The following is a 21,814-nucleotide window of genomic DNA, read 5'->3' as shown; positions in this document are numbered from 1 at the left end:
CGGCCAGGATGACGTCAGTGCGTTGCTCACCAAGGCGTCCCCGTTCACAGGGACGCGGGTGCACGCCTGGTTCGGCGTGTCCGCTGTGGACCGGCGTGACGGGTCCGGAACTTGCGTCCCCTTCCTACTTGGTCGCCCAGACGACCCCGCCGAGGTCGTGGTGCCCGGCGTGCAGTGCGGCGTACCCCGGTTCGCGGAACCCGGCCTCGTGCAGCAAGTGCAGCCACTCCCAGCGGCTGCGGAGTCCACCGCGGTCCCACCAGCCGTCGACGGCGGCGAAGAGCAGGTCCAGCGCCCACGGCGTCGCCCCGGCGGTCGGGCTCGTGCCCTCGGCCAGGACCAGCCGTCCGCCGTCGGTGAGCATGTCGCGCAGGCGGCGCAGCGACATCTCCTTGTCGGCGGCGCGGTGCACGGTGTTCGTGGCCACGATGGTGTCGAACATCTCCGGGCCCGGCCCACTGTCCAGATCGTCCGGTCCCGCGTCCAGAACCCGGCCACGCGTGCGCCCCGACGCGATCACCACCTCCGCCGCGTACTCGGCGTACACGGACATCGGCCAGTCGCCCGGCACGCGGCGCCACTCCTCGAACGGCGCGCCCTCCGCGAGATCCGGCCAGGCCGCGACGAGGGCGTCGAGCGCGTCGTGCGCGGCGGTGCGGGTGCCCGGAAGCGCCTGCCGCGGCGGGGAATGCGCCGCGGTCAGCGCCAGGGCCTCGCGGTACACGTGGCGTGCCCGCGCGCACTCCGGGCGCACCGGCGAGGCCAGGATCGCCCGCGCCGCACGGCAGGCGTGGTCGAGCAGTTCCTCGTACCGCAACGCGCTCTCCCGCCGCACGGTGAGCCCGCGCGCCATCGCCTCGCGCAGCGGCTGCCCGTTCTCCGCGGCCAGGAACCCGGAGGACGAGAACACCGCGGGCCGCACCCGCGCGGTCCGGCACACCTCCCGCAACCCGTGCACCGCACCGACGAGCGCGACTTCGTGTCCCAGCGCGGGTTCCGGCACCGCCACCGCGGCGAACTCCCCGGACAGCCCGGCCTCGCGCCACTCCCCCTCGACGTCGGCCGGGTGCAGCCGCTGCCCGCCGCGCTCGATCAGTTCCGCGGAACGCCCGTGCAGCACCAGGAAACCGTCACGCAGCTCGCCGCGGTCCCCGGTGCGCAGCCAGCCGTCCGGCGTCACCGGGTCCACCTCCGGGGCACCCCAGTACCCGCGCATCAGCTCCGGCGCACGGAGCCACACCTCCCCGTCCTCCAGGCGCAGCTCCGTGCCCGGCAACGGCACCCCGACCGGACCCTGGTGCCGCACGTACTGTTCGCGGAACCCGGCGGCGTCGAGCAGCGGCATGGTGGTGCTGAGGTTGACCGCCTCGGTGAGCCCGTAGGCCTGCCGCAACCGCGGCCCGTACCGGGCGGCGAAGTCCGCGGCCAGTTCCCGCGACAGCGGCGCGCCGGAGGTGATCACGTACTCCAGGCAGTCCGGCCAGTGGACACCGGCGCGGACCACCTCGCGCAGCTGCGCCGGCACGAGCGACGCGGTCTGCGCGCCCTTCGCCTCGACCGCCGCGAAGAACGTGACGGGGTCGAACTTCTCGGTCAGCACGAGGGGCGCGTCGGTGAGCCGGGTGCCGACCAGCGACATGACCAGCGCGGTGACGTGGTGCAGCGGCAGCGCGGTGGCGTGCGGGCGGACCGGCGAGAAGCCGTGCAGGGCCGCGGTCCGCGCCGCGTTGCCGGCCACCTCGTCGCGGCCGAGCATGACGCACCGGCCGGCGCCCGGGGTGTGCACGAGGAACGCCAAGCCGGCGGCGTCCGGATGATCGGGCTCGCCGTCGAGCAGGCTCACCCGCGACGCGCGGGGCGGCCCGTCCACGAGCGCGGAGGCCCCGACCGCCGCGGCGACCCTGGCCACCTCGGTGTCCGGCACGCGGGCACGCAGCGGAACCGCCACCAGCCTGCGGTCGGCGCAGGCCAGCAGCAGCTCGGCGAACGCGTCGCCGGTGGGGCAGCGCAGCACGACCCGGGCGTTGTCCGGGAGGCCGTCGAGGATTGCCCGCCATGGCTCCACCGCACCCACCCTGGCCGCTCAGGGACGGCAGTTGCAGGGAGGCGAGTCCCGCCGCCGGGGCCCTGGGAAGCGGTGGAGCCGCTTGCGGTGGGCCGTCAACCGGCACCGCCGCGGGTTCGAACGCGCAGAGCCGCGCGCAGCGTGTCCGTTGAGGGTGGCGGTGGGCTGGCGGGTGGGAGGTCATGAGGAGGCGATCCCACAGCCAGGGGCCGCCTTGAACGAGACCGTCACGCGAAGCCTGACCGTTGAGGGCGGTGGCGGGCTGGCGGGAGGGGCCGCCACCCGCACCGGCCCGCAAGCATCCCGAAACAGAGTCCTAGCCGCGCATGCTCTTGTGCACCAGGGCGTCGCACAGGGCGAGCCAGCTCGCCTCGACGATGCTGCCGTGCACGCCGACCGTGGTCCACTCCTGGTCGCCGTCGCTGGACTTCAGCAGCACCCGCGTCACCGCGTCGGTGCCCGGGTGGCTCGGCAGGATCCGCACCTTGTAGTCCGACAGCTCGACACTGTCCAACCAGGACAGCGCCGGGGACAGCGCCTTCCGCAGCGCCGCGTCCAGCGCGTGCACCGGGCCGTTGCCCTCCGCGGTCGCGATCACCCGCTCCCCCGCGACGTGCACCTTCACCGTCGCCTCGGAGATCACCTCCCCGTCACCGCGGTGGTCCAGCACCACGCGGTAGGACTCCAGCGTGAACGGCGGCTCGGCCGGGCCGTCGACCTCCTTGCGCAGCAGCAGTTCCAGCGACGCGTCGGCGGCCTCGAACGACCAGCCCTCGGCCTCCAGCTCCTTCACCTTCGCCACCACGCTGGTGACCGCCTCAGGCCGGCCGGCAAGGTCCACCCCGAGCTCACGTCCCTTGAGCTCCAGGCTGGCCCTGCCGGCCATCTCGGTGACCAGGACCCGCATGTCGTTGCCGACGGAAGATGGATCGATGTGGTTGTACAGCAACGGATCCACCTTGATCGCGCTCGCGTGCAGCCCCGCCTTGTGGGCGAAGGCCGACGACCCGACGTAGGCCTGGTGGGTGTCGGGTGCGATGTTCGCGATTTCGGCAAGGGCATGGGAGACGCGGGTCAGCTCGGCGGCGCCCCCGGTGGGGAGCACGTCCATGCCGAGCTTGGCCACGAGGTTTCCCGTCACGGCGAACAGGTCGGCGTTGCCGGCCCGCTCCCCGTACCCGTTCGCGGTGCACTGCACGTGCGTCGCGCCGGCCTGCACCGCCGCGATGCTGTTGGCGACGGCGCAGGAAGTGTCGTCCTGGCAGTGGATGCCGAGCCGGAAACCGGTGCGGGCGGCGACTTCCCGCACGGTTTCGGCGATCCCGAGCGGCAGCTGGCCGCCGTTGGTGTCGCACAGCACGACGACGTCGGCGCCCGCGGTGAACCCGGCTTCCAGCACGCGCAGCGCGGTGTCCGGGTCGAAGGCGTAGCCGTCGAAGAAGTGCTCGGCGTCGAGGAACACGCGGCGGCCCTCGCCGACCAGGAACGACACGGTGTCGGCGACCATCGCGCAGGCCTCGTCGACGTCGACGCGCAGCGCGCGCTCGATGTGGCGGCGGTCGGACTTCGCGACCAGCGTCACCACCGGCGCCCGCGAGTCGAGCAGCGCCCGCACCTGGGCGTCCTCCGCCGCCTTCGCGCCCGCCTTGCGCGTCGACCCGAACGCAACGAGCGCCGCGTGCTTGAGGATCAGCTCCCCGTCCGCGGCGCGGGCGAAGAACTCGGTGTCCTTCGGCAGCGCGCCCGGCCAGCCGCCCTCGATGAAGCCCACACCCAGCTCGTCCAGCAGGCGCGCGACGGCGAGCTTGTCCGCCACCGAGTAGGAGATGCCCTCGCGCTGGGCGCCGTCCCGCAAAGTCGTGTCGTACAGGTGGAAGTCGTCACCGAGCGGCAGTCCGGCTGGCTCCGTGCGGGTCACGGTCGTCTCCTTGCGTGGTGGAAGGCTTCTCGGGCAACAAAAAAACCTCCCGCGGATGCGAGAGGTCTGCGCGCCAGGTGTCCGATGCGGACACTACCCGGCGCGCCTGCCGATAATGATCACGGCGAAAGAGGAAGCCATGCCCGCATCATGCCACACCGGTGCGCGAAAGGGCAAAAATGCGGCGGAGGCCACCCCCGGTGCGGGGATGGCCTCCACGGCGCGGGAAACGATCAGGCGACCGGTCGCGTGTTCGACGAGACCAGGGCCGCCAGGCGGTCGCCGATCGCCTGGGTGGTGCCCGGGTTGGCCTGGTCGCGGGTCGCCAGGTCGAAGGCGACGGACGCCTCGATGCGGCGCGCCGCCTCGCGCTGGCCGAGGTGGTCCAGCAGCAGCGACACCGAAAGCACCGCGGCGGTCGGGTCGGCGATGCCCTGCCCGGCGATGTCCGGCGCGCTGCCGTGCACCGGCTCGAACATGCTCGGGTTGCGGCGCGTGATGTCCAGGTTGCCGCTGGCCGCGAGGCCGATGCCACCGGTCACGGCGGCCGCCAGGTCGGTGATGATGTCGCCGAACAGGTTGTCGGTGACGATCACGTCGAAGCGGCCGGGGTCGGTGACCATGTGGATCGTCGCGGCGTCGACGTGCGAGTAGGAGACCGTGACCTCCGGGTGCTCGAGCGACACCTCCTCGACGATCCGCGACCACAGCGAACCGGCGTGCAGCAGCACGTTGGTCTTGTGCACCAGCGTGAGGTGCTTGCGCGGCCGCTCCTCGGCCCGCTTGAACGCGTCGGACACCACGCGGCGGATGCCGAACGCGGTGTTGACGCTGACCTCCGTGGCGATCTCGTGCTCGGTGTCCTTGCGCAGCAGGCCGCCGTTGCCGGCGTACGGGCCCTCGGTGCCCTCGCGCACGACCACCATGTCGATCTCGGCGTTGCTGTCGGCCAGCGGGCCGCGCACGCCCGGGTACAGCTTGGCCGGGCGCAGGTTCACGTGGTGGTCCAGCTCGAACCGCAGGCGGAGCAGCAGGCCCCGCTCCAGGATCCCGCTGGGCACGGTCGGGTCGCCGACCGCGCCCAGCAGGATGGCGTCGTGCTGCCGGAGCTCGCCGAGGACCGACTCGGGGAGCAGCTCGCCGGTGGCGTGCCAGCGGGCCGCGCCGAGGTCGTAGTTCGTGTACTCCACTGTGGGAGCGACCTCGCCGAGTACCTTCAGGGCCTCGGTGATCACTTCGGGTCCGATCCCATCACCTGGGATCACCGCCAGCCGCATCAGACACCTCCGTCGATCAGGGCCACGGGGCTCGTTCGCACCCGTTTGCCCACATACTCCAGCGACGGCAGGTTACCGGCTGTCGCCAACGAGCCGAAGCGGCACCACCCTTATGACGGAATCTCCCGAGAAGTGAGACACCCGGATGGTGGAGCGGCCCCGGTCGTCAGGGCCTGCTACCCCCGTTCACCCGGATCACGCTCACCCGGTTGCCGTTGCCGTTGTGGTGCTTCAGCGCGAGCAGCCCGAGGACCGTGTCGGCCGACGCCGGGTTGCGCGTGACGTCGAGCGCCGTGCCGGGCTTGGCCGAGTACATCAGCGCGGAGCCGTTGGCCCCGGCGACCGAGTAGGCCGGCGCGAGCGCGTCGAACGTCATCGGCGTGCCGATGGCGTCGATGAGCCCGTTCTCGCTGCTGGGCGCCACGTAGTACCCGGTGGTGCCGACGGTGTAGCTGATCTTGTGGGAGGCCGCGGCCGGGTCGATGCCCAGCGCCGTGATGCTGACCGGCAGCAGCACGACGTTGGTGTCGAACACGTTGGTGTCCACGTCACCGAGCTGGCCGTTGACCGCCTGGACGTCCACGGTGGGGAAGCCCTCGGCGTTCAGGTCCACGGTGTTGACCAGCCAGACGTCGGTGCCGCTCGCCTTCGTGACGTAGGACTCGAAGTCGGGCACGCCGTCGCCGGTGGTGTCGATGTCGACGAACGGGATCGTGTTGCTGCCCAGGTTCGCCCAGTTGCCCCAGGTCGAGATCCCGAAGGCGAGCAGCGCCTGGTCGGCGTGGCCGGCCTGCCGCGCCTGCGCGATGGTGGACGCCGCGCCGACGTACTGCAGGTCACCGGCCTTGGCCGTCTCGTTGATGGTGCAGCCGTCGGTCAGCCTGCCGCGGCACTCGGGCAGCCGCGGGGACTCGCCCTGCAGCTCCAGCACGCTGATCAGCGACTCGTAGCGCTGGCTCCCGGTGCCCTGGTCGACGCCGCGGCCGGTGAGCGTGAAGCGCGCGGTGTCGGCCGTGAAGTTCAGCGACTTCGGGGTGTCGATCGACGACACCGGCTTCGGCGCCGCGTAGACCGGCACGCGCAGCGCCGGGCTGTTGCCGCCGGGCGGCGGGGTGAGCACGACCCGGCCGGAGGCGTCGGCGACGAACTGGCGGGCCATCCCGGCCTGCTCGGTCGCGACCGTCGGGTCGATGACCTTGCGCAGCGCCGTGGGATCGGTGATCCGCAGCGTGACGCGGACCGACGCGGTGCCGCGCGGCGGCACCGTCACCGAGCGGTCCGACAGCTGGTACTGCACGCCGGGCAGGTTGGTGATGCCCTCGTAGGCCACGGCGTAGCGCGCCCAGCTGTCGCCCTTGTTGACCACCTGGATGGTCTTGGTGAGCGTGGTCGGCCGGTCCACCTCGACGGTGCCGAAGGTGACGCTGACCGCGCCCCGGTCGTCCCGCGAGTAGGCCAGCACCTGGTCGTTCAGCGCGGCCTGGGTGTCCAGCCGCCCGGCGCCGACGCGCTGCGGCGCGTAGGTCTTGCCGCCGGCGACGATGTCGTGCCCGGCGGTGTTCATCACCAGGGCCTTGATCTCCTCGACGGACCAGTCGGGGTGCGCCTGGCGCAGCAGCGCGGTGACACCGGCGGTCAGCGGCGTCGCCATCGACGTGCCGGACAGGACGGTGCGGTTGTTGCCGCTGCCGCGCAGGGCCGACGAGATCGTGTCACCGGGCGCGGACACGTCCGGCTTGACGGCCGGGCCGCGCACGCCGCGCGAGGTGAACGAGCTCGGGGTGTCCACGATCGCCGGGTCGTAGGTCTGCAGGCTCGCCCGGCCTGCCCCGTACAGGCGGACGGTCAGCGTGCCCGCGTCCAGCGCCGGGCGGATCTGGCTGGTCGCCGACGCCGTGAACTGGAACATCGGGATGGCCGAGTTGCCCGCGATGCCAGCGGCGAAGTGCTCCAGGCTCGACGACAGCAGCACACCGGCGGCGCCGGCGGCCTGCGCGTTGTTGGCCCGCGCGGCCGAACCGCAGGCGCGGGTGGCGTCGTTGTCGTCCCACTCCAGCCACGCGTACTTGCCCGCGACCGCGGCCTTGTCGGCGTCGGAGTAGGGCGCGCAGCCGTCGGCGTTCGCCGAGGACAGCTTCGCCACCGCCGCGGTGCGGTCGAGGGTGTCGTAGCCGGTGTAGTTCTGGCTGTACTGGCCGCCCTTCGGGCCGGCCACACCGGCCGGGGCGGTCACGTCCGCCGCGTCACGCAGGACGGAGACGTCCCGGCTGGACGCCACGGTCAGCGCCTCGGGCGTGTTGCCCGGCGAGCCGCCGACGTCGTAGAGGTCGCCGCCGTTGCCCTCGGCGATGACGGACAGGACGTTGTTCGCGGCCAGCTTGCGCACGAACAGCGAGTCCGGGTCGTCGGGCGCGCCGAAGTCGCTGCCCAGCGACAGGTTGACGATGTCGAGGCGGTCGTCGAAGTCACCGTCGCCGTTGGGGTCCAGCGCCCAGTCCAGCGCCTGCGACGTGACGTCGGTGGAGCCCTCGCAGCCGAACACCTTGATCGCGTACAGGGAGGCCTTGGGCGCCATGCCAGGGCCGATCTTCATGGCGTTCAGCGACTCGGTGGTCAGCTTCGAGTAGTCACCGGTGAAGGTGCTGCCGTCGGCGTTGACGCCGTAGCCGCCGACCGTGCCTGCGACGTGCGTGCCGTGCTCGCCGCAGGCGATCGGGTTGGGGTCCGGCTTGGGGGTGTCGGCGCCCTCGGTGCCGGCGTCGTACTCGTCGCCGACCAGGTCGGTGCCGCCGACCACCTTGGCGTTGGGGAACAGCGGCGTCGGCGCGTCCCGGTCGACCGAGTCGTAGGCCTCCTTCGTGCCGGGGCCGCCGAAGTCGGCGTGGGTGTAGTCGATGCCGTCGTCGATGACCCCGACCTTGATGCCGTCGCCGAGGCGGCCGGTCTGCTGCCACGCGTTGAGCGTGTTGGTCAGCTGAGCGGCGCTCGAGTTGCTGCGCGTCTTCGGCACGACGGTACGGATCGACGCGACGTCCGGGCGGGCGGCCAGCTCGCGGATCTTCGCGGCGTCGGCGGTCACCACGACACCGGACACGGCGTTCGCGGTCGAGTAGAGCACCTCGGTGCCCGCGTCGAGCGAACGCAGCTGGCCCAGCACGGAGTTCACCACCCCGGCGACGCCGGCGCGCGCGTTGTTCGCCGCCTGCCTGGCGCGGTCCTTGCCCGCGCCGCGCTCGGCGTTGAACGCGTCCACCGCGGGCTGCTGGGTCAGCTCGATGAAGGCGGTCGTCCGGCCCTTGGCCGAGGCCAGCCGTGGGGACAGCTTGCCCTGCAGGCCGTCCGCGGACACCTTGGCCACGGGCTTGCCCGCCGCCAGCGGCTCGTCCTGGGCCGCCGCGCTGCCCGACGCGAAACCGGTCGCGGCGAGCGCGGCGGCGAAGACGGCGGCGAGCGACCGCCGGGTCGTGTTTCTCATGCTTGTTCGCACCCTCACTCCGATCAAGGCGAGGGTGCGAACTTAGCCGGTGCTCCCGCGATGCGCCTAGAGCGCATCGGAGTAATCCGACTTTGGGAGGTAGTGCGCGTTATGCGAACGTGACGGCGCGGATGGTGCGCGCGCCCACGGTCGCGGCGATCGGCTCCAGCAGGTGGGAGTCCACCTCGCGGTCGACGCGCAGGATCATCACCGCGTCCGACCGGTCGGTGGTCTGGCTGATCTGCGCCGCCTCGATGTTGACCGAGGCCTCACCCAGCAGGGTGCCGACGCGGCCCATGATGCCCGGGCGGTCCGGGTACTCCAGGAGCAGCATGTGGCCCTCGGCGCGCAGGTCGAAGTGGCGGCCGTTGACCTCCACCAGCTTCTCCACCTGGTTGTTGCCGGTGACCGAACCCGACACCGACAGCGTGGTGCCGTCGTCGTGCACCGCGCGCACGGTGACCAGGCTGCGCCAGTTCGGGCTCTCCGGCTCGGTGACGATCTCGGTGCGCACACCGAACTCCTCGGCGAGGCGCGGCGCGTTGACGAACGTGACCTGGTCCTCGACCACGCCGGCGAACACGCCCCGCAGGGCGGCCAGCGACAGCACGCTGACGTCCTCCGACGACAGCTCGCCGCGCACCTCGACGGTGACCGCCGACGGCGCCTTCTGGCTCAGCGCGGCCAGCACGGTGCCCAGCTTCTGGGTCAGCGGCAGGTACGGGCGGACCTCCTCGCCCACCACGCCACCGCTGGCGACGTTCACCGCGTCCGGCACGAAGTCGCCGCGCAGGGCGAGCAGCACCGACCGGGCGACGTCGGTGCCCGCGCGGTCCTGCGCCTCGGCGGTCGAGGCGCCCAGGTGCGGGGTGACGACGACGTTGGGAAGGCCGAACAGCGGGCTCTCGGTGGTCGGCTCGGTGACGAACACGTCGATGCCGGCGCCGCCGACGTGGCCGTTGCGGATGGCCTCGGCCAGCGCGTCCTCGTCGACAAGGCCACCGCGCGCGGCGTTGACGATGATCACGCCCGGCTTGGTCTTCTTCAGCGCCTCGGCGTCGATCAGGCCCTTGGTCTCCGGGGTCTTCGGCAGGTGGATCGAGATCATGTCGGCGCGCGCGAGCAGCTCGTCGAGGCTGAGCATCTCGACGCCGAGCTGGGCGGCGCGGGCGGCCGGGACGTACGGGTCGTAGGCGACGATCTTGGTGTCGAACGCGGCGAGGCGCTGCGCGAACAGCTGCCCGATCTTGCCGAAGCCGACGACACCGACGGTCTTGCCGTTCAGCTCGACACCGGTGAACTGGCTGCGCTTCCAGGCGCCACCCTGCAGGCTCTGGTCGGCGGCGGGCACGCGGCGGGCCACGGCAAGCAGCAGCGCGACGGCGTGCTCGGCGGCCGAGACGATGTTCGAGGTCGGGGCGTTCACCACGAGCACACCGCGCGCGGTGGCGGCGGGCACCTCGACGTTGTCCAGGCCGACACCGGCGCGGGCGACGACCTTCAGGCGCGTGGTGGCGGCCAGCACCTCGGCGTCCACCTTGGTGGCGGAGCGGACCAGCAGCGCGTCGGCGGACTTCACGGCCTCCAGCAGAGCGGGGCGGTCGGTGCCGTCCACGTGCCGGACCTCGACCTCGTCGCCGAACACGGCCAGCGTGGACGGGGCGAGCTTTTCGGCGATGAGGACGACCGGCTTGCTGGGGTTGGTCACGATGGGGCTCCCGTTGACGCGGCTGGGCTCAAACGACGCCCGCGAGTCTAGTCGCGCTGCTCACCGGGCCTGTTAACGGGAGCGCAACCCGGCGAAGACGAGATCGAGGAGCCGGTCCGGGGTGCCCGCGTGCTCACCGGCCCACCCCGCCGCGTGCACCATCAGCAACACCTCGTCGGGCTTGAGGTCCGCGCGCAGCTGACCGGATTCCTGCGCGCGGGCGACGAGTCGCGCGACCGCCGCGCGCATCCCGGCGCAGGCGGCGTGGAGGTCCGAGGTCTCGTCGTTGAGCGCCTCCGCGGTGGCGTCGGCCAGGCCGCGGAACGTGGTGGCGGCGTCGAGCAGGCTCCGCGCGAAGGTGCGCAGGGCGTCCAGCGGGTCCCGGTCTTCGAGGAGTTCTTCGGCGGCGCGGGCCTGCGCCTCGAACCGCTCGCCGAGCAAGGCCACCAGCAGCGCCTCCCTGGTCGGGAAGTGCCGGTAGAGCGTCCCGATCCCGACCCCGGCGCGGCGCGCGATCTCTTCCAGCGAGGCGTCCACACCGAACTCGGCGAAGGCCGTGTGGGCCTCCGCCAGGAGGCGCTCGTAGTTGCGGCGGGCGTCGGCGCGGAGGGGACGGGTGCTGCTCATCACGATTCACTTTAGGCGTGACAAACCGGAGGGCGCCTCCGTACAGTGAACCGGAGGACCCCTCCGAAAGGATCTCGATGAGTTCAGTGGGTGTGTGGCTCTACGGCGGGAACCCGGTGACCGCCGACGTGGAACGGGAGCAGCCGGCGCGGATCGACGAGCTCGGTTACGCGTCGGTGTGGATGGGCGAGACCGTCGGCGGACGGGACGCGTTCGCGCGGTCCGCGGTCTTCCTCGGCGCGACCGGGCGGATCACCGTGGGCACCGGGATCGCGAACGTGTGGTCGCGGCCGGCGGTGACCGCGCAGGCGGCGGCGCGCACCGTCGCCGAGGCCCACCCCGGGCGGTTCGTGCTCGGGCTGGGGATCGGGCACCCGTTCCAGGCCGCGAGCCTCGGGCAGTCGTTCGCGAATCCACCGCGCGGGATGCGGGACTACCGTCTGCGCACCGCGTTGTACGGCCAGGACGAGCTGCTGAGCCCGCGCCGGGAGCTCGATGCGCAGCCCGCCACGGCGCGATCGTCAGTGGGGCAGATCCCGCGGGTCGGCACCGACGGGGTGCCAGGGCGGACATTCGGCCACGGCGCCGGCCGGCAGCTGGACGCGGGCGCGGACCAGGTGCTGATCTCCCCCACCGCGGCGGATCTGCCCGGCGCGGTGGACCAGCTGGCGCGTCTCGCCCCGGCGCTGCCGGGGGTGGCCGCGTGAGCATCGGCATCTGGACCTTCGCCTTCGACGCCGCGCCGATCGGCCAGGTCCGCGAGGCGGCGGCCGAGATCGAGGAGCTCGGGTTCGACAGCCTGTGGTTCGGCGAGTACCCGGGGCGCGAGGCGCTCACCCAGGCCGCCCTGTTGCTGGGCGCGACCTCGCGCATCACCGTCGCCACCGGCGTCGCCCGCTTCGACCGGCGCAGTCCGGCCGGCGTCGCGGGCGGGGCGCGCGCACTGGCCGAGGCCTACCCCGGCCGGTTCGTGCTGGGCCTCGGCGGGCACGCGCGCGGCGCGCGCCCGGTCGAGAGCATCCGCGCCTACCTGGACGAGATGGACGCGGTGGAGTTCACCAGCCCCGAACCGGCGCCACCGGCACGGCGGGTGCTCGCCGCGCTCGGCCCGCGCATGCTGCGGCTGGCCGCCGAACGCACCGACGGCGCCCACCCGTACTTCGTGCCGCCGGAGCACACCGCGCTGGCGCGGGAGACCCTCGGGCCGGACGCCTACCTGGCGGTCGAGCAGGGCGTGGTGCTCGACCGCGAGCGGGGCCTGGACATCGCCCGCGCGGAGGTGGGCTTCTACCTCGAACGGGCCGAGCACCACCGCGTCAACCTCAAGCGCCTCGGCTTCACCGACGACGACCTCGCGGGCAGCACCCGGCTGGTCGAGGCCGTCATCGCGATCGGCGAGGAGGAGATCGCCGGCCGGGTCAAGGCCCACCTCGACGCCGGCGCGGACCACGTGTGCCTGCAGGTGATCACCGACGAGCCCGGCCTGCCCCTGGCCGGCTGGCGGCGGCTGGCCGGCCTGCTGCTCTGACGGCGGCCGCTCAGTCCGCGGTCAGCCCCGCCAGGTCGTGGAACTCGCCGTCCCGGGCACCGGCGACGAACGCGTCCCATTCGGACGGTGTGAAGACCAGGACCGGCCCGTCCGGGTCGGTCGCCTTGCGCAGCGCCGTGTAGACGAGACCGTCGACGTGCTCGACCTGCGCGAACTCCAGTTCACCGTCCGTGGCCTGCCACCGCGCCCCGGTGAGATCCAGTTCCTCGCGAACCCGCACCTTGTCGTCCACGTGATCACGGTAACTCCGGAAACGAAAAGGGACCGCCCCGGGGGCGCACCCCGGAGCGGTCCCTTCCTCACCGGGAAACTCAGGCGGTCTCGGTGATCGGCCGGTCGACCCACGACATCAGGCCGCGCAGCTTCTTCCCGGTCTCCTCGATCGGGTGCTGCTCGCCGGCTTCCTGCAGCTTGCGGAAGTTGGCGCGGCCTGCCTCGTCCTCGCCGACCCACTCGCGGGCGAAGGTGCCGTCCTGGATCTCGCCCAGGATCTTCTTCATCTCCTCCTTCACCGCGGGCGTGATGACACGCGGGCCGCGGGTGAGGTCGCCGTACTCGGCGGTGTCGGAGATCGAGTAGCGCATCCGGGCGATGCCACCCTCGTACATGAGGTCGACGATGAGCTTCAGCTCGTGCAGCACCTCGAAGTAGGCGATCTCGGGCGCGTAACCGGCCTCGGTCAGCACCTCGAACCCGGTCTGCACCAGCGCGGAGGCGCCACCGCAGAGGACGGCCTGCTCACCGAACAGGTCGGTCTCGGTCTCCTCCTTGAAGGTCGTCTTGATGACACCGGCGCGGGCGCCGCCGATGGCGGCGGCGTAGGACAGCGCGAGCGCCTGGGCGTTGCCGGAGGCGTCCTGCTCGACCGCGATCAGGGCGGGCACGCCCTTGCCGTCGACGAACTGGCGGCGGACCAGGTGACCCGGACCCTTCGGCGCCACCATCGCCACGTCCACATTGGCCGGCGGCTTGATCAGCTCGTAGCGGATGTTGAAGCCGTGACCGAAGAACAGGGCGTCGCCGTCCTTCAGGTTCGGCTCGATGTCCTCGCTGTAGATGAAGCGCTGCTTGGTGTCCGGCGCGAGGATCATGATCAGGTCGGCCTCGGCGGACGCCTCCGCCGGGGTGAGCACCCGCAGGCCCTCCTCCTCGGCCTTCGCGCGCGACTTCGACCCCTCCGGAAGACCGATGCGCACATCGACCCCGGAGTCGCGCAGGCTCAGCGCGTGCGCGTGGCCCTGGCTGCCGTAACCGATCACGGCGACCTTGCGACCCTGGATGATGCTGAGATCGGCGTCGTCGTCGTAGAAGATTTCGACTGACATGAGGGGAACTGATTCCTTTCGGTTCTAAAAAACTGCTAGCGGGGCGCGGAGGCGGTGATCGACCGGGGACCCCGGCCGACCGCGACCATGCCGGACTGCACGATCTCACGCACGCCGTACGGCTCCAGCATGCGCAGAAGGGCACCGAGCTTGTCACCGGTGCCGGTGGCCTCGATGGTGAGCGCCTCGGGCGACACGTCGACCACCTTCGCACGGAACAGCTGGACGGTCTCGAGGACCTGGCTGCGCACGGTGGCATCGGCCCGCACCTTGACGAGCAGCAGTTCGCGCTGCACCGACGAGGCGGGCTCGAGCTCCACGATCTTGATGACGTTGACCAGCTTGTTGAGCTGCTTGGTCACCTGTTCGAGCGGTAGCTCCTCAACGGCGACCACGATCGTCATCCGGGACACCTCGGGGTTTTCCGTGGGCCCGACGGCGAGGGACTCGATGTTGAAACCGCGGCGGGAGAACAACCCGGCGACTCTGGCGAGCACCCCGGGGACATTCTCCACCAACACGGACAGCGTATGCCTGGTCACTGCGAAACCTCGTCGTCCTCGAACAGCGGGCGGATGCCGCGCGCGGCCATGATCTCGTCGTTGCCGGTCCCGGCCGCCACCATGGGCCAGACCTGGGCGTCCTTGCCGACCACGAAGTCGATCACGACGGGGCGGTCGTTGATCTCCATCGCGCGGCGGATGACGTCGTCGACCTCGTCCTTGGTCTCGCACCGCAGGCCCGCGCAGCCCAGCGCCTCGGCCAGCAGCGTGAAGTCCGGGATCCGGTGCTTGTGGGTGCCGAGGTCGGTGTTGGAGTACCGCTCGGCGTAGAACAGGTTCTGCCACTGGCGGACCATGCCCAGGTTGCCGTTGTTGATGACGGCGACCTTGATCGGCGCACCCTCGATGGCGCAGGTGGCCAGCTCCTGGTTGGTCATCTGGAAGCAGCCGTCACCGTCGATGGCCCACACCTGCTTGTCCGGCACGCCGAACTTGGCGCCCATCGCGGCGGGCACCGCGTAGCCCATGGTGCCGAGGCCGCCGGAGTTGAGCCAGGTGCGCGGGTTCTCGTACTTGATGAACTGCGCGGCCCACATCTGGTGCTGGCCGACACCCGCGGTGTAGACGGCGTCCGGGCCGACGATCTGGCCGATGCGCTCGATGACGTACTGCGGCGACAGGGTGCCGTCGGAGGGCCACTCGTAGCCCGCCGGGAAGGTCTGGCGCCACGCGTCGATCTGCGTCCACCACGGGGCCAGGTCCGGCTCGCCGATGCGGTCGGTCTCGGCCTTCACCGCGTCGATCAGCTCGGTGATGATCTCCGCGCAGTCCCCGACGATCGGCACGTCGGCCTTGCGGTTCTTGGAGATCTCGGCCGGGTCGATGTCGGCGTGGACGACCTTGGCCTCCGGCGCGAACGACGACAGCTGGCCGGTCACCCGGTCGTCGAACCGGGCGCCGAGCGCGACCAGCAGGTCGGCGCGCTGCATCGCGGCGACCGCGGCGACCGAGCCGTGCATGCCGGGCATGCCCAGGTGCTGCTGGTGCGAGTCGGGGAACGCGCCGCGGGCCATCAGCGTGGTGACCACGGGGATGCCGGTCAGCTCGGCCAGCTCCTTCAGCTGCGCGTGGGCCTGCGCCTTGATCACGCCGCCGCCGACGTAGAGGACCGGGCGGCGGGCCTGCGCGATGAGCCGCGCGGCCTCGCGGACCTGCTTGCCGTGCGGGCGCAGCGTCGGCCGGTAGCCGGGCAGGTGCAGCTCCGGGGGCCAGGAGAACGAGGTGGTCTCCTGCAGCACGTCCTTGGGGATGTCGACCAGGACCGGGCCGGGGCGGCCGGTGGAGGCGAGGTGGAACGCCTCGGCGATCACGCGCGGGATGTCGATGGGGTCGGTGACCAGGAAGTTGTGCTTGGTGATCGGCATCGTGATGCCGCAGATGTCGGCTTCCTGGAACGCGTCGGTGCCGATCAGCGGCCGGGTCTGCTGGCCGGTGATCGCGACGACCGGGACGGAGTCCATGTTCGCGTCGGCCAGCGGGGTGACCAGGTTGGTCGCGCCGGGACCGGAGGTCGCCATGCACACGCCGACCTTGCCGGTGGCCTGCGCGTACCCGGTGGCCGCGTGCCCGGCGCCCTGCTCGTGGCGGACCAGGACGTGCCGCACCTTCGTCGAGTCCAGGAGCGGGTCGTAGGCAGGCAGGATGGTGCCACCCGGAATGCCGAAGACCACCTCGACGCCCATCGCCTCGAGCGAGCGCACCAGCGACTGCGCGCCGGTCACCCGGACCGGCGTGCCTGCGGGCGGGGCTGGCTTGGGGCGGCTGCCGAGCTGGGCCGGCGACGCGGCGGCCGGATTCGCTCCGGGTTTCGTTTCCGATCGCGACGTGGCGCTTGTCATCAGTTCTGCCTCGTGGGTCTCGTCGGGCTTCTCGTCGGGTGGTGGGGTTCGGGGCTGGCGGTGGGCAACAAAAAACCCCCGCCGACCTTTCCAGGTCGCACGAGGGTCGCGCGTCGACGCAGTGGGTTCGATGGTCCCTACGCGTCGACGCGCGGGGGAAGTACGAGGCCAATCTGCGGGTTCACGGCGGTGACGTTATCGGGTCGCGTCGAACAGTGTCAACTCTGCGGGACGGTGATCCCGGATACTGGGCGCACCCGGCCGTGGCGTCCCGGTGGGCGGGAGGCACCATGGTGGCGTGGCCGAAACCCAGCAAGAGGGCCGGAAGGCGATCTTCCGCGTTCCGCTGATCACCCTGCTCGCCGTCGTGTTCCTGGCGGTCTGCATGATCCCCGCCGCCTTCGCCGACGTGCCGGGGCTGTGGCTGATGTACGTCATCCCGATCGGGTTGTTCGTCTTCGTGGTGCGCACCCGCACGGTCGCCTCCGCGCGCGGCCTGGACGTGCGGACGGTGTTCGGCCACCGCGAACTGCCGTGGTCCTCGCTCAAGGGGCTGGCGATCAACGACAAGGCCAAGGTCCGCGCGGTGCTGACGGACGGCAGCGAGGTCCCGCTGCCGTCCGTCCGCACCCGCCACCTGCCGGTGATCTCCCTGGTCAGCGAGGGCCGCATGAAGGACCCGAGCGGCCTGACCGACGACCTGGACGCCGAGGACGAGGCGACGGACTAGCGGGCCCAGTCCTCGATGCGGGCGCCGGCGCGGAAGCGCAGCGCCGGGTCGGTGTAGCGGGCTTCCGGCACGTCGTAGAGGGCGTCGAGCGACGCGCGCTGTCCCACGTAGGCCGGGACGTAGGCGGCCAGTTCCGCCTCGCTCGCGGTGATCCCGGCGGCGTCGAGCAGGCCGCGCACCATCGTCAGGTCGTCCATCGTCTCTCCTTTCAGGCGGCGGCCACGCCGGCCGGCCGCGGCACCCGCAGGTGCCAGTCGGTGCTCTGCTGGAACGCGTCGCCCGCGCGCAGGATCGCCGCTTCGCCGAAGGCCGGACCGGCCAACTGCAGGGACAACGGCATCCCGTCCGCGGTGAAACCCATGGGCACGGCCAGCACCGGGTTGCCGACGCTGTCCCAGTACGGCGTGAAGATCAGCGAGAACAGCTCGCTCACGTCGACTCCCCCGCCGGGCGTGGTGATGCTGTCGAAGGCCGGCGCCCCGACCGCGGCGGTCGGCGCGGCGATCACGTCGACCGTCTCGAACAACCGGGCCAGCGCGTCCTGCGCGACCCGGCGCACCCGCTGGGCCTGCACGTAGTCCGCGCCGGACGCCATCGCGCCGGTCACCAGCATCGCGCGTGTGGCCGCGTAGTAGTCGCCCCAGCGGCCGGCGAGGTCGTTGCGGTGGTAGGCCAGCGCCTCACAGCCCATGGTCACCATGTCCGCGGTGATCATCTCGGTCCAGTACGGCAGCGTGACCTCGACGACCGTCGCGCCCTGCTCGGCGAGCACCGCGACGGCCGCGTCGAACGCGCCGGCCAGCGCGGGGTCCGCGTGGTCCGGGAAGTGCCCTTCGCGCACCACGCCGACGCGCAGGCCGGACAGGTCGCCGTCGAAGGCGGGCGCGCTGAACGGCGCGTCCACGCAGTCCGGGTCGCTGGTGTCCAGGCCGGCCAGCACTTCCAGCACCGCGGCGCAGTCCCGCGCGGAGCGCGCCAGCGGTCCGATGTGGTCGAGGCTGTAGCCCAGCGGCACGCAGCCGGACTTCGGCACCCGGCCGAACGTCGGCATCAGGCCGCTGACCCCGCAGAACGCGGCCGGGATGCGGATGCTGCCCGCGGTGTCGGTGCCCAGCCCGGCCAGGAACATCCCGGCCGCGACCCCGCTGCCGGTGCCGGAACTGGACCCGCCGGGCCAGGTGTCCGGGTTCCAGGGGTTGCGCGGCACGGGGAACGGCTTGGTGTCGTCCGGCATCCCGCAGGCGAACTCCATCGTCGAGGTCTTGCCCGTGATGACCGCGCCGGCGGCCTTGAGCCGGGCGACGACGGGCGCGTCCCGGCCCGCGCCCCACGCCGGGTCGAGCACCAGGCTCTGCGCGGTCGTCGGGCCCTCGGCCATCGCGATGTTGTCCTTCACGCCGAACGGGATCCCGTGCAGCGGGCCGCGGTCCACACCGCGGGCCAGTTCGGCGTCGGCCTCCGCGGCGCGCTCGAGCGCGTAGTCGTCGAGCCGGTGCAGGTAGGTGCCGATCTCCGCGTCGTGGCGGTCGGCGGCCGCGATGGCCGCTTCGGTGAGCGCGACGGACGTGGTGGCGCCTGCCCGCAGCGCGGCGGCGGCGTCGGTGACGGTGTGGATCATGCTTCCCTCCCGGGGACTCGGGTGCCGCGCGAGACGAACCGGAACCGGTCGGCGCGGGTGTGGATGAAGGCCAGGTCGAACAGGCGCCCGGCGGGGTCGGCGATGGTCTGCTCGGTGACCAGGACGGGCGCGCCGGGCGCGATGCCGAGCACGGCGGCGACGAGCGGGTCGGCCGGCTCGGCGCCGATGATGAACTCGGACTGTCCGAACTCGACACCGGCGTCCGCCATGAGCGCGTACCAGTCGGTGACGAACGGGCAGTCCCGCAACCGCGCGGCCTCCGGGAAGAGGGCGTAGTTGGTGGCGAGCCAGACCGGCTCCTCCTGGTGCAGCGCGACGTACTCCAGGCGCAGGCACGGGGTCCCGACAGGCACGCCGAGCCGGTCGGCGACCACGGCGGGCGCGGCGATCTCGGAGCGGTCGAGCAGCCGGGGCCGGGTCCGGCGGTTGAGCAGGCTGTGCTGGTCCGGGCGGATCACGCCGTGGGCTTCGACGAGCCGTTCGTCGGCGGGCCGGACGACCGCGTGCGTGCCGATGCCCTGGACGCGCTCGATCAGCCCCTCCGCGCGCAGCAGGGAAAGCGCTTCCCGGACGGTGGCGCGGGACGCGTGGTGCGCCGCCATCAGCTCGGCCTCGGCAGGCAGCTGCCCGTCGGGGTAGCGGCCGCCCTGGACGGCCGCCCGGAGCATGTCCCGCAACCGGCGCACCTCGTGACCCCGCTGTGCCGCGCTCCTCATTCCCGGGGACGCTAAGGAGCGTCGTTTGCCGCTCGGTCTCCACGGCATCACCGCCGTGTTACCGCTGCTCACGCGGCCACCGGGACAGCGCCGAAGGTGAAGCCGCCGCCGATCGAGGCGATCGTGGCGAACCCGATGTCGCGCATGACCTCGACGCCGATCTCGTGCTGCCGCCGGGTCATCGCCGCGCAGCAGTCCTCGAGCAGCGTGACGCGGTAGTCCCGCATGAAGGCCGCGCGCACGGTGGACTCGACGCAGATGTTGGTCACCACGCCGCAGACCACCAGCTCGGTCACGCCGAGCCCCTGGAGCAGCGGATCCAGCGAGGTCCACAGGAACGCGTCGAAGCGGGCCTTGTCGACCACCAGGTCCGCGTCCGTGCAACCGAGCTCGTCGACCACGTCCGCGTCCCAGGTGCCCACCTCCAGGCCGTGCAGCCCGGCCAGCCCACCGGACAGCTCGGCCAGCCGGGGACCCTCGTCCACGCGGCCGGGCCGGTAGACGTGCCGGGTGAAGACCACCGGCACGCCCGCCTCCCTGGCCCGGGCCACCGCGGCCGCGGTGTTCGCCACCGCCGCCGCCGCGCCGTCCAGTTCCCGGCCCAGCCGCGGCAGCGAGCCGTCCGGGTGGCAGAACCCGTTCTGCACGTCCACCACCAGCAGTGCGGTGCCCATCAGGCGACCTCCAGTTCCTTGTCGGGGGCGAACTTCGGCATGCCGAGCGGCACGGAACCCTTGGGCGGCCGCCACGCGCTGGGTTTGCAGGCGTCCCGGCACGCGGCCTCGGTCGAGCAGCACAGGGAGCAGATCGTGCCGCCGTGGAAGGGGCAGGTCGCCATGTCCGCGCGGTCGTAGCTGCCCGCGCACACCGAGCAGGGCAGTTCCGCGCCCGCGGGCAGCACCGACTCCCGCGCGATGTACCAGCGGCCGCGCGTCGCGGCGGCGACCACCGGCGGCAGGACCACCGCGACGCCCAGCGCGATGAACGGCGACAACGCGGCCGCCGTCGGTCCGAACGCGCCGTAGTAGGCGGCCATCGACACCGCCCCGGCCACGATCATCGACCCGAAGCCGACCGGGTTGACGTGGTAGAGGTGCGCGCGGTGGAACACCAGCCGCGACGGGGCCAGCTTCAGCCAGCGCTTGTTGATCACCAGGTCGGACACCATCGCCGCGATCCACGCGACGCCGACGTTCGAGTACCAGGCGAGCACCTCGACGATGTGGCTGAAGATGTCGATCTCCATCAGCACCAGGGAAAGCCCGACCTGCAGGAACACCCACGCGGCGCGCCCGGGGTGGCGGTGCAGCAGCCGGGAGAAGAAGTTCGACCAGGACAGCGACCCCGAGTAGGTGTTCATGATGTTGATCTTGATCTGGGACAGCAGCACCAGGACGCCGGCGAGGACCAGCGCGACGGTGTGGTTCCCGGTCAGCCGCTCGTAGACGGCGGTGAACAGGTCCACCGGGACGCCGACGTGGTCGGCGCCGATCTTCGTCGAGGCGTACCCGACCAGCAGCGTCGAGGCGAAGAAGATGCCCACCGCGAACAACGCGAAGCCCGGTCCGCCCATGATCACCGCGAGCCGCCACCGTCCCCGCCTGCCGGGTTCGGGGTCGGGCATCAGCCGCAGGTAGTCGCCCTGCTCCCCGACCTGGGTGGCCAGCGACAGCTGCGCGGCGGCGATGGTGAACACCGCGAGCACGGTCATCCCGGCCAGGCCGGACGGCGAGACGGTCGCCGGGTGGACCATGTTGTGCCCGGCGTCCGGCGCGGTCGCCGCCGTGCCCAGCGCGAGCCCGATCAACGCGATCCACACCGGCCACGTCCAGGCCTGGAACTTCGCGCTGAACGTCATCCCGTACAGGGTCAGCGGGATCATCACCGCGGACACCACGACGTAGGACAGGTGGATGTCCAGCCCGGTCAGCGCGGTCACCGCCTGCGCCATGATCGCGCCCTCGTAGGCCAGGAAGATCAGCGTGTAGGTGGCGTAGACCAGCGAGGTCAGCGTGGATCCGAGGTAGCCGAAGCCGGAGCCGCGGGTCAGCAGGTCGATGTCCACGTGCCCGCGGGCGATCGCGAACGCGATCACCAGGGTCAGCGGCAGCGTCACGGCCGCGGCGACCAGGAAGCCGGTCAGCGCGTTGGCGAAGCCGAACGCGTCGACGAACGCGGCGTCGAGCGCGTAGCCCGCCATCGCGGAGATGCCGACGAGGCAGGACAGGAACACCATCCACGGCGACCACTTCCGGAACGCCGCCGGGGTGTACCGCAGTGAGTAGTCTTCCATTTCCGGGTTGTCAGCGAGGCCCATGTGCGATCCCTTCGCTCGGGTGCGGCGAAAGCTAGGAATCGCGTATTTCGGCCGCGTATCCGACGGC

The 21,814-nt window shown here is 72.0% G+C and carries 18 protein-coding genes; 3 read left to right on the top strand and 15 right to left on the bottom strand.

What is annotated here, in order from left to right; genetic code table 11:
- Positions 1-124: 124 nt before the first annotated feature.
- The 6 genes from AMY39116_RS0333510 to AMY39116_RS0333485 all read right to left on the bottom strand — a co-directional run bounded on the left by AMY39116_RS0333510 (position 125) and on the right by AMY39116_RS0333485 (position 11,070).
- Positions 125-2,065, bottom strand: coding sequence for an AMP-binding protein (locus tag AMY39116_RS0333510; protein ID WP_039791903.1), 1,941 nt, complete (start codon positions 2,063-2,065; stop codon positions 125-127).
- Positions 2,066-2,381: 316 nt separating this feature from the next.
- A complete protein-coding gene (gene cimA, locus AMY39116_RS0333505; RefSeq protein WP_020421965.1) occupies positions 2,382-3,983 on the bottom strand; it encodes a citramalate synthase in 1,602 nt (533 codons plus the stop codon).
- A 233-nt stretch (positions 3,984-4,216) separates the two neighbouring features.
- The gene (locus AMY39116_RS0333500; RefSeq protein ID WP_020421964.1) at positions 4,217-5,260 is read right to left on the bottom strand and encodes a 3-isopropylmalate dehydrogenase; all 1,044 of its coding nucleotides are present in this window, start codon (positions 5,258-5,260) and stop codon (positions 4,217-4,219) included.
- A 166-nt stretch (positions 5,261-5,426) separates the two neighbouring features.
- Positions 5,427-8,735, bottom strand: coding sequence for a S8 family serine peptidase (locus AMY39116_RS0333495; protein WP_020421963.1), 3,309 nt, complete (start codon positions 8,733-8,735; stop codon positions 5,427-5,429).
- 109 nt (positions 8,736-8,844) lie between these two features.
- Positions 8,845-10,443 (bottom strand): phosphoglycerate dehydrogenase, encoded by a 1,599-nt coding sequence (gene serA, locus AMY39116_RS0333490; protein WP_020421962.1) that lies wholly within the window; start codon positions 10,441-10,443, stop codon positions 8,845-8,847.
- Between the two features lie 72 nt (positions 10,444-10,515).
- Entirely contained in the window at positions 10,516-11,070 is a 555-nt protein-coding gene (locus tag AMY39116_RS0333485) for a TetR/AcrR family transcriptional regulator (protein WP_020421961.1), read from the bottom strand.
- A gap of 77 nt (positions 11,071-11,147) precedes the next feature.
- Between AMY39116_RS0333485 and AMY39116_RS44900 the strand changes: the two genes are divergently transcribed.
- Complete coding sequence (locus tag AMY39116_RS44900; RefSeq protein ID WP_084506202.1) at positions 11,148-11,777, top strand: LLM class flavin-dependent oxidoreductase; 630 nt, start codon at positions 11,148-11,150, stop codon at positions 11,775-11,777.
- Positions 11,774-12,598, top strand: a complete 825-nt coding sequence (locus AMY39116_RS0333475) for a TIGR03620 family F420-dependent LLM class oxidoreductase (protein ID WP_020421959.1) — start codon at positions 11,774-11,776, stop codon at positions 12,596-12,598. Before AMY39116_RS44900 ends, AMY39116_RS0333475 begins: the two co-directional genes overlap by 4 nt.
- Positions 12,599-12,608: 10 nt before the next feature.
- Here the strand turns inward: AMY39116_RS0333475 and AMY39116_RS0333470 are convergent, their stop codons facing one another.
- The 4 genes from AMY39116_RS0333470 to AMY39116_RS0333455 all read right to left on the bottom strand — a co-directional run bounded on the left by AMY39116_RS0333470 (position 12,609) and on the right by AMY39116_RS0333455 (position 16,345).
- The gene (locus AMY39116_RS0333470; RefSeq protein WP_020421958.1) at positions 12,609-12,851 is read right to left on the bottom strand and encodes a DUF397 domain-containing protein; all 243 of its coding nucleotides are present in this window, start codon (positions 12,849-12,851) and stop codon (positions 12,609-12,611) included.
- A 79-nt stretch (positions 12,852-12,930) separates the two neighbouring features.
- Positions 12,931-13,944 carry a ketol-acid reductoisomerase gene (gene ilvC, locus AMY39116_RS0333465; RefSeq protein WP_017987460.1) on the bottom strand — a complete coding sequence of 338 codons (1,014 nt, stop codon included), beginning with the start codon at positions 13,942-13,944 and terminating at the stop codon, positions 12,931-12,933.
- 35 nt (positions 13,945-13,979) lie between these two features.
- On the bottom strand, positions 13,980-14,486 hold the full coding sequence (gene ilvN, locus AMY39116_RS0333460) for an acetolactate synthase small subunit (RefSeq protein WP_027936447.1): 507 nt from the start codon (positions 14,484-14,486) through the stop codon (positions 13,980-13,982).
- Positions 14,483-16,345, bottom strand: coding sequence for an acetolactate synthase large subunit (locus tag AMY39116_RS0333455; protein ID WP_039791902.1), 1,863 nt, complete (start codon positions 16,343-16,345; stop codon positions 14,483-14,485). The genes ilvN and AMY39116_RS0333455 overlap by 4 nt, the downstream gene beginning before the upstream one ends.
- 298 nt (positions 16,346-16,643) lie before the next feature.
- On the opposite strand from AMY39116_RS0333455, the gene AMY39116_RS0333450 reads away from it, so the two are divergent.
- Positions 16,644-17,075: a PH domain-containing protein gene (locus tag AMY39116_RS0333450; protein ID WP_020421955.1), complete on the top strand. Its 432-nt coding sequence runs from the start codon at positions 16,644-16,646 to the stop codon at positions 17,073-17,075.
- Here AMY39116_RS0333450 and AMY39116_RS0333445 read toward each other — a convergent pair.
- From AMY39116_RS0333445 to AMY39116_RS0333425, 5 genes are all read right to left on the bottom strand, one after another.
- Complete coding sequence (locus tag AMY39116_RS0333445) at positions 17,072-17,272, bottom strand: hypothetical protein (RefSeq protein ID WP_020421954.1); 201 nt, start codon at positions 17,270-17,272, stop codon at positions 17,072-17,074. The genes AMY39116_RS0333450 and AMY39116_RS0333445 overlap by 4 nt on opposite strands.
- Before the next feature lie 11 nt (positions 17,273-17,283).
- Positions 17,284-18,693, bottom strand: coding sequence for an amidase (locus AMY39116_RS0333440; RefSeq protein ID WP_020421953.1), 1,410 nt, complete (start codon positions 18,691-18,693; stop codon positions 17,284-17,286).
- Positions 18,690-19,430, bottom strand: coding sequence for a GntR family transcriptional regulator (locus tag AMY39116_RS0333435; RefSeq protein WP_164470608.1), 741 nt, complete (start codon positions 19,428-19,430; stop codon positions 18,690-18,692). Before AMY39116_RS0333435 ends, AMY39116_RS0333440 begins: the two co-directional genes overlap by 4 nt.
- A 68-nt stretch (positions 19,431-19,498) precedes the next feature.
- The gene (locus AMY39116_RS0333430) at positions 19,499-20,104 is read right to left on the bottom strand and encodes a cysteine hydrolase family protein (protein WP_020421951.1); all 606 of its coding nucleotides are present in this window, start codon (positions 20,102-20,104) and stop codon (positions 19,499-19,501) included.
- On the bottom strand, positions 20,104-21,747 hold the full coding sequence (locus AMY39116_RS0333425; RefSeq protein ID WP_020421950.1) for a cytosine permease: 1,644 nt from the start codon (positions 21,745-21,747) through the stop codon (positions 20,104-20,106). The genes AMY39116_RS0333430 and AMY39116_RS0333425 overlap by 1 nt, the downstream gene beginning before the upstream one ends.
- Positions 21,748-21,814: the final 67 nt, after the last annotated feature.

The organism is Amycolatopsis sp. ATCC 39116, from assembly GCF_000231075.2.
Lineage (GTDB): Bacteria > Actinomycetota > Actinomycetes > Mycobacteriales > Pseudonocardiaceae > Amycolatopsis_E > Amycolatopsis_E tucumanensis.
The sequence above is the reverse complement of the archived record's forward strand: the minus strand, read 5'-3'. Positions and strand labels throughout refer to the sequence as shown.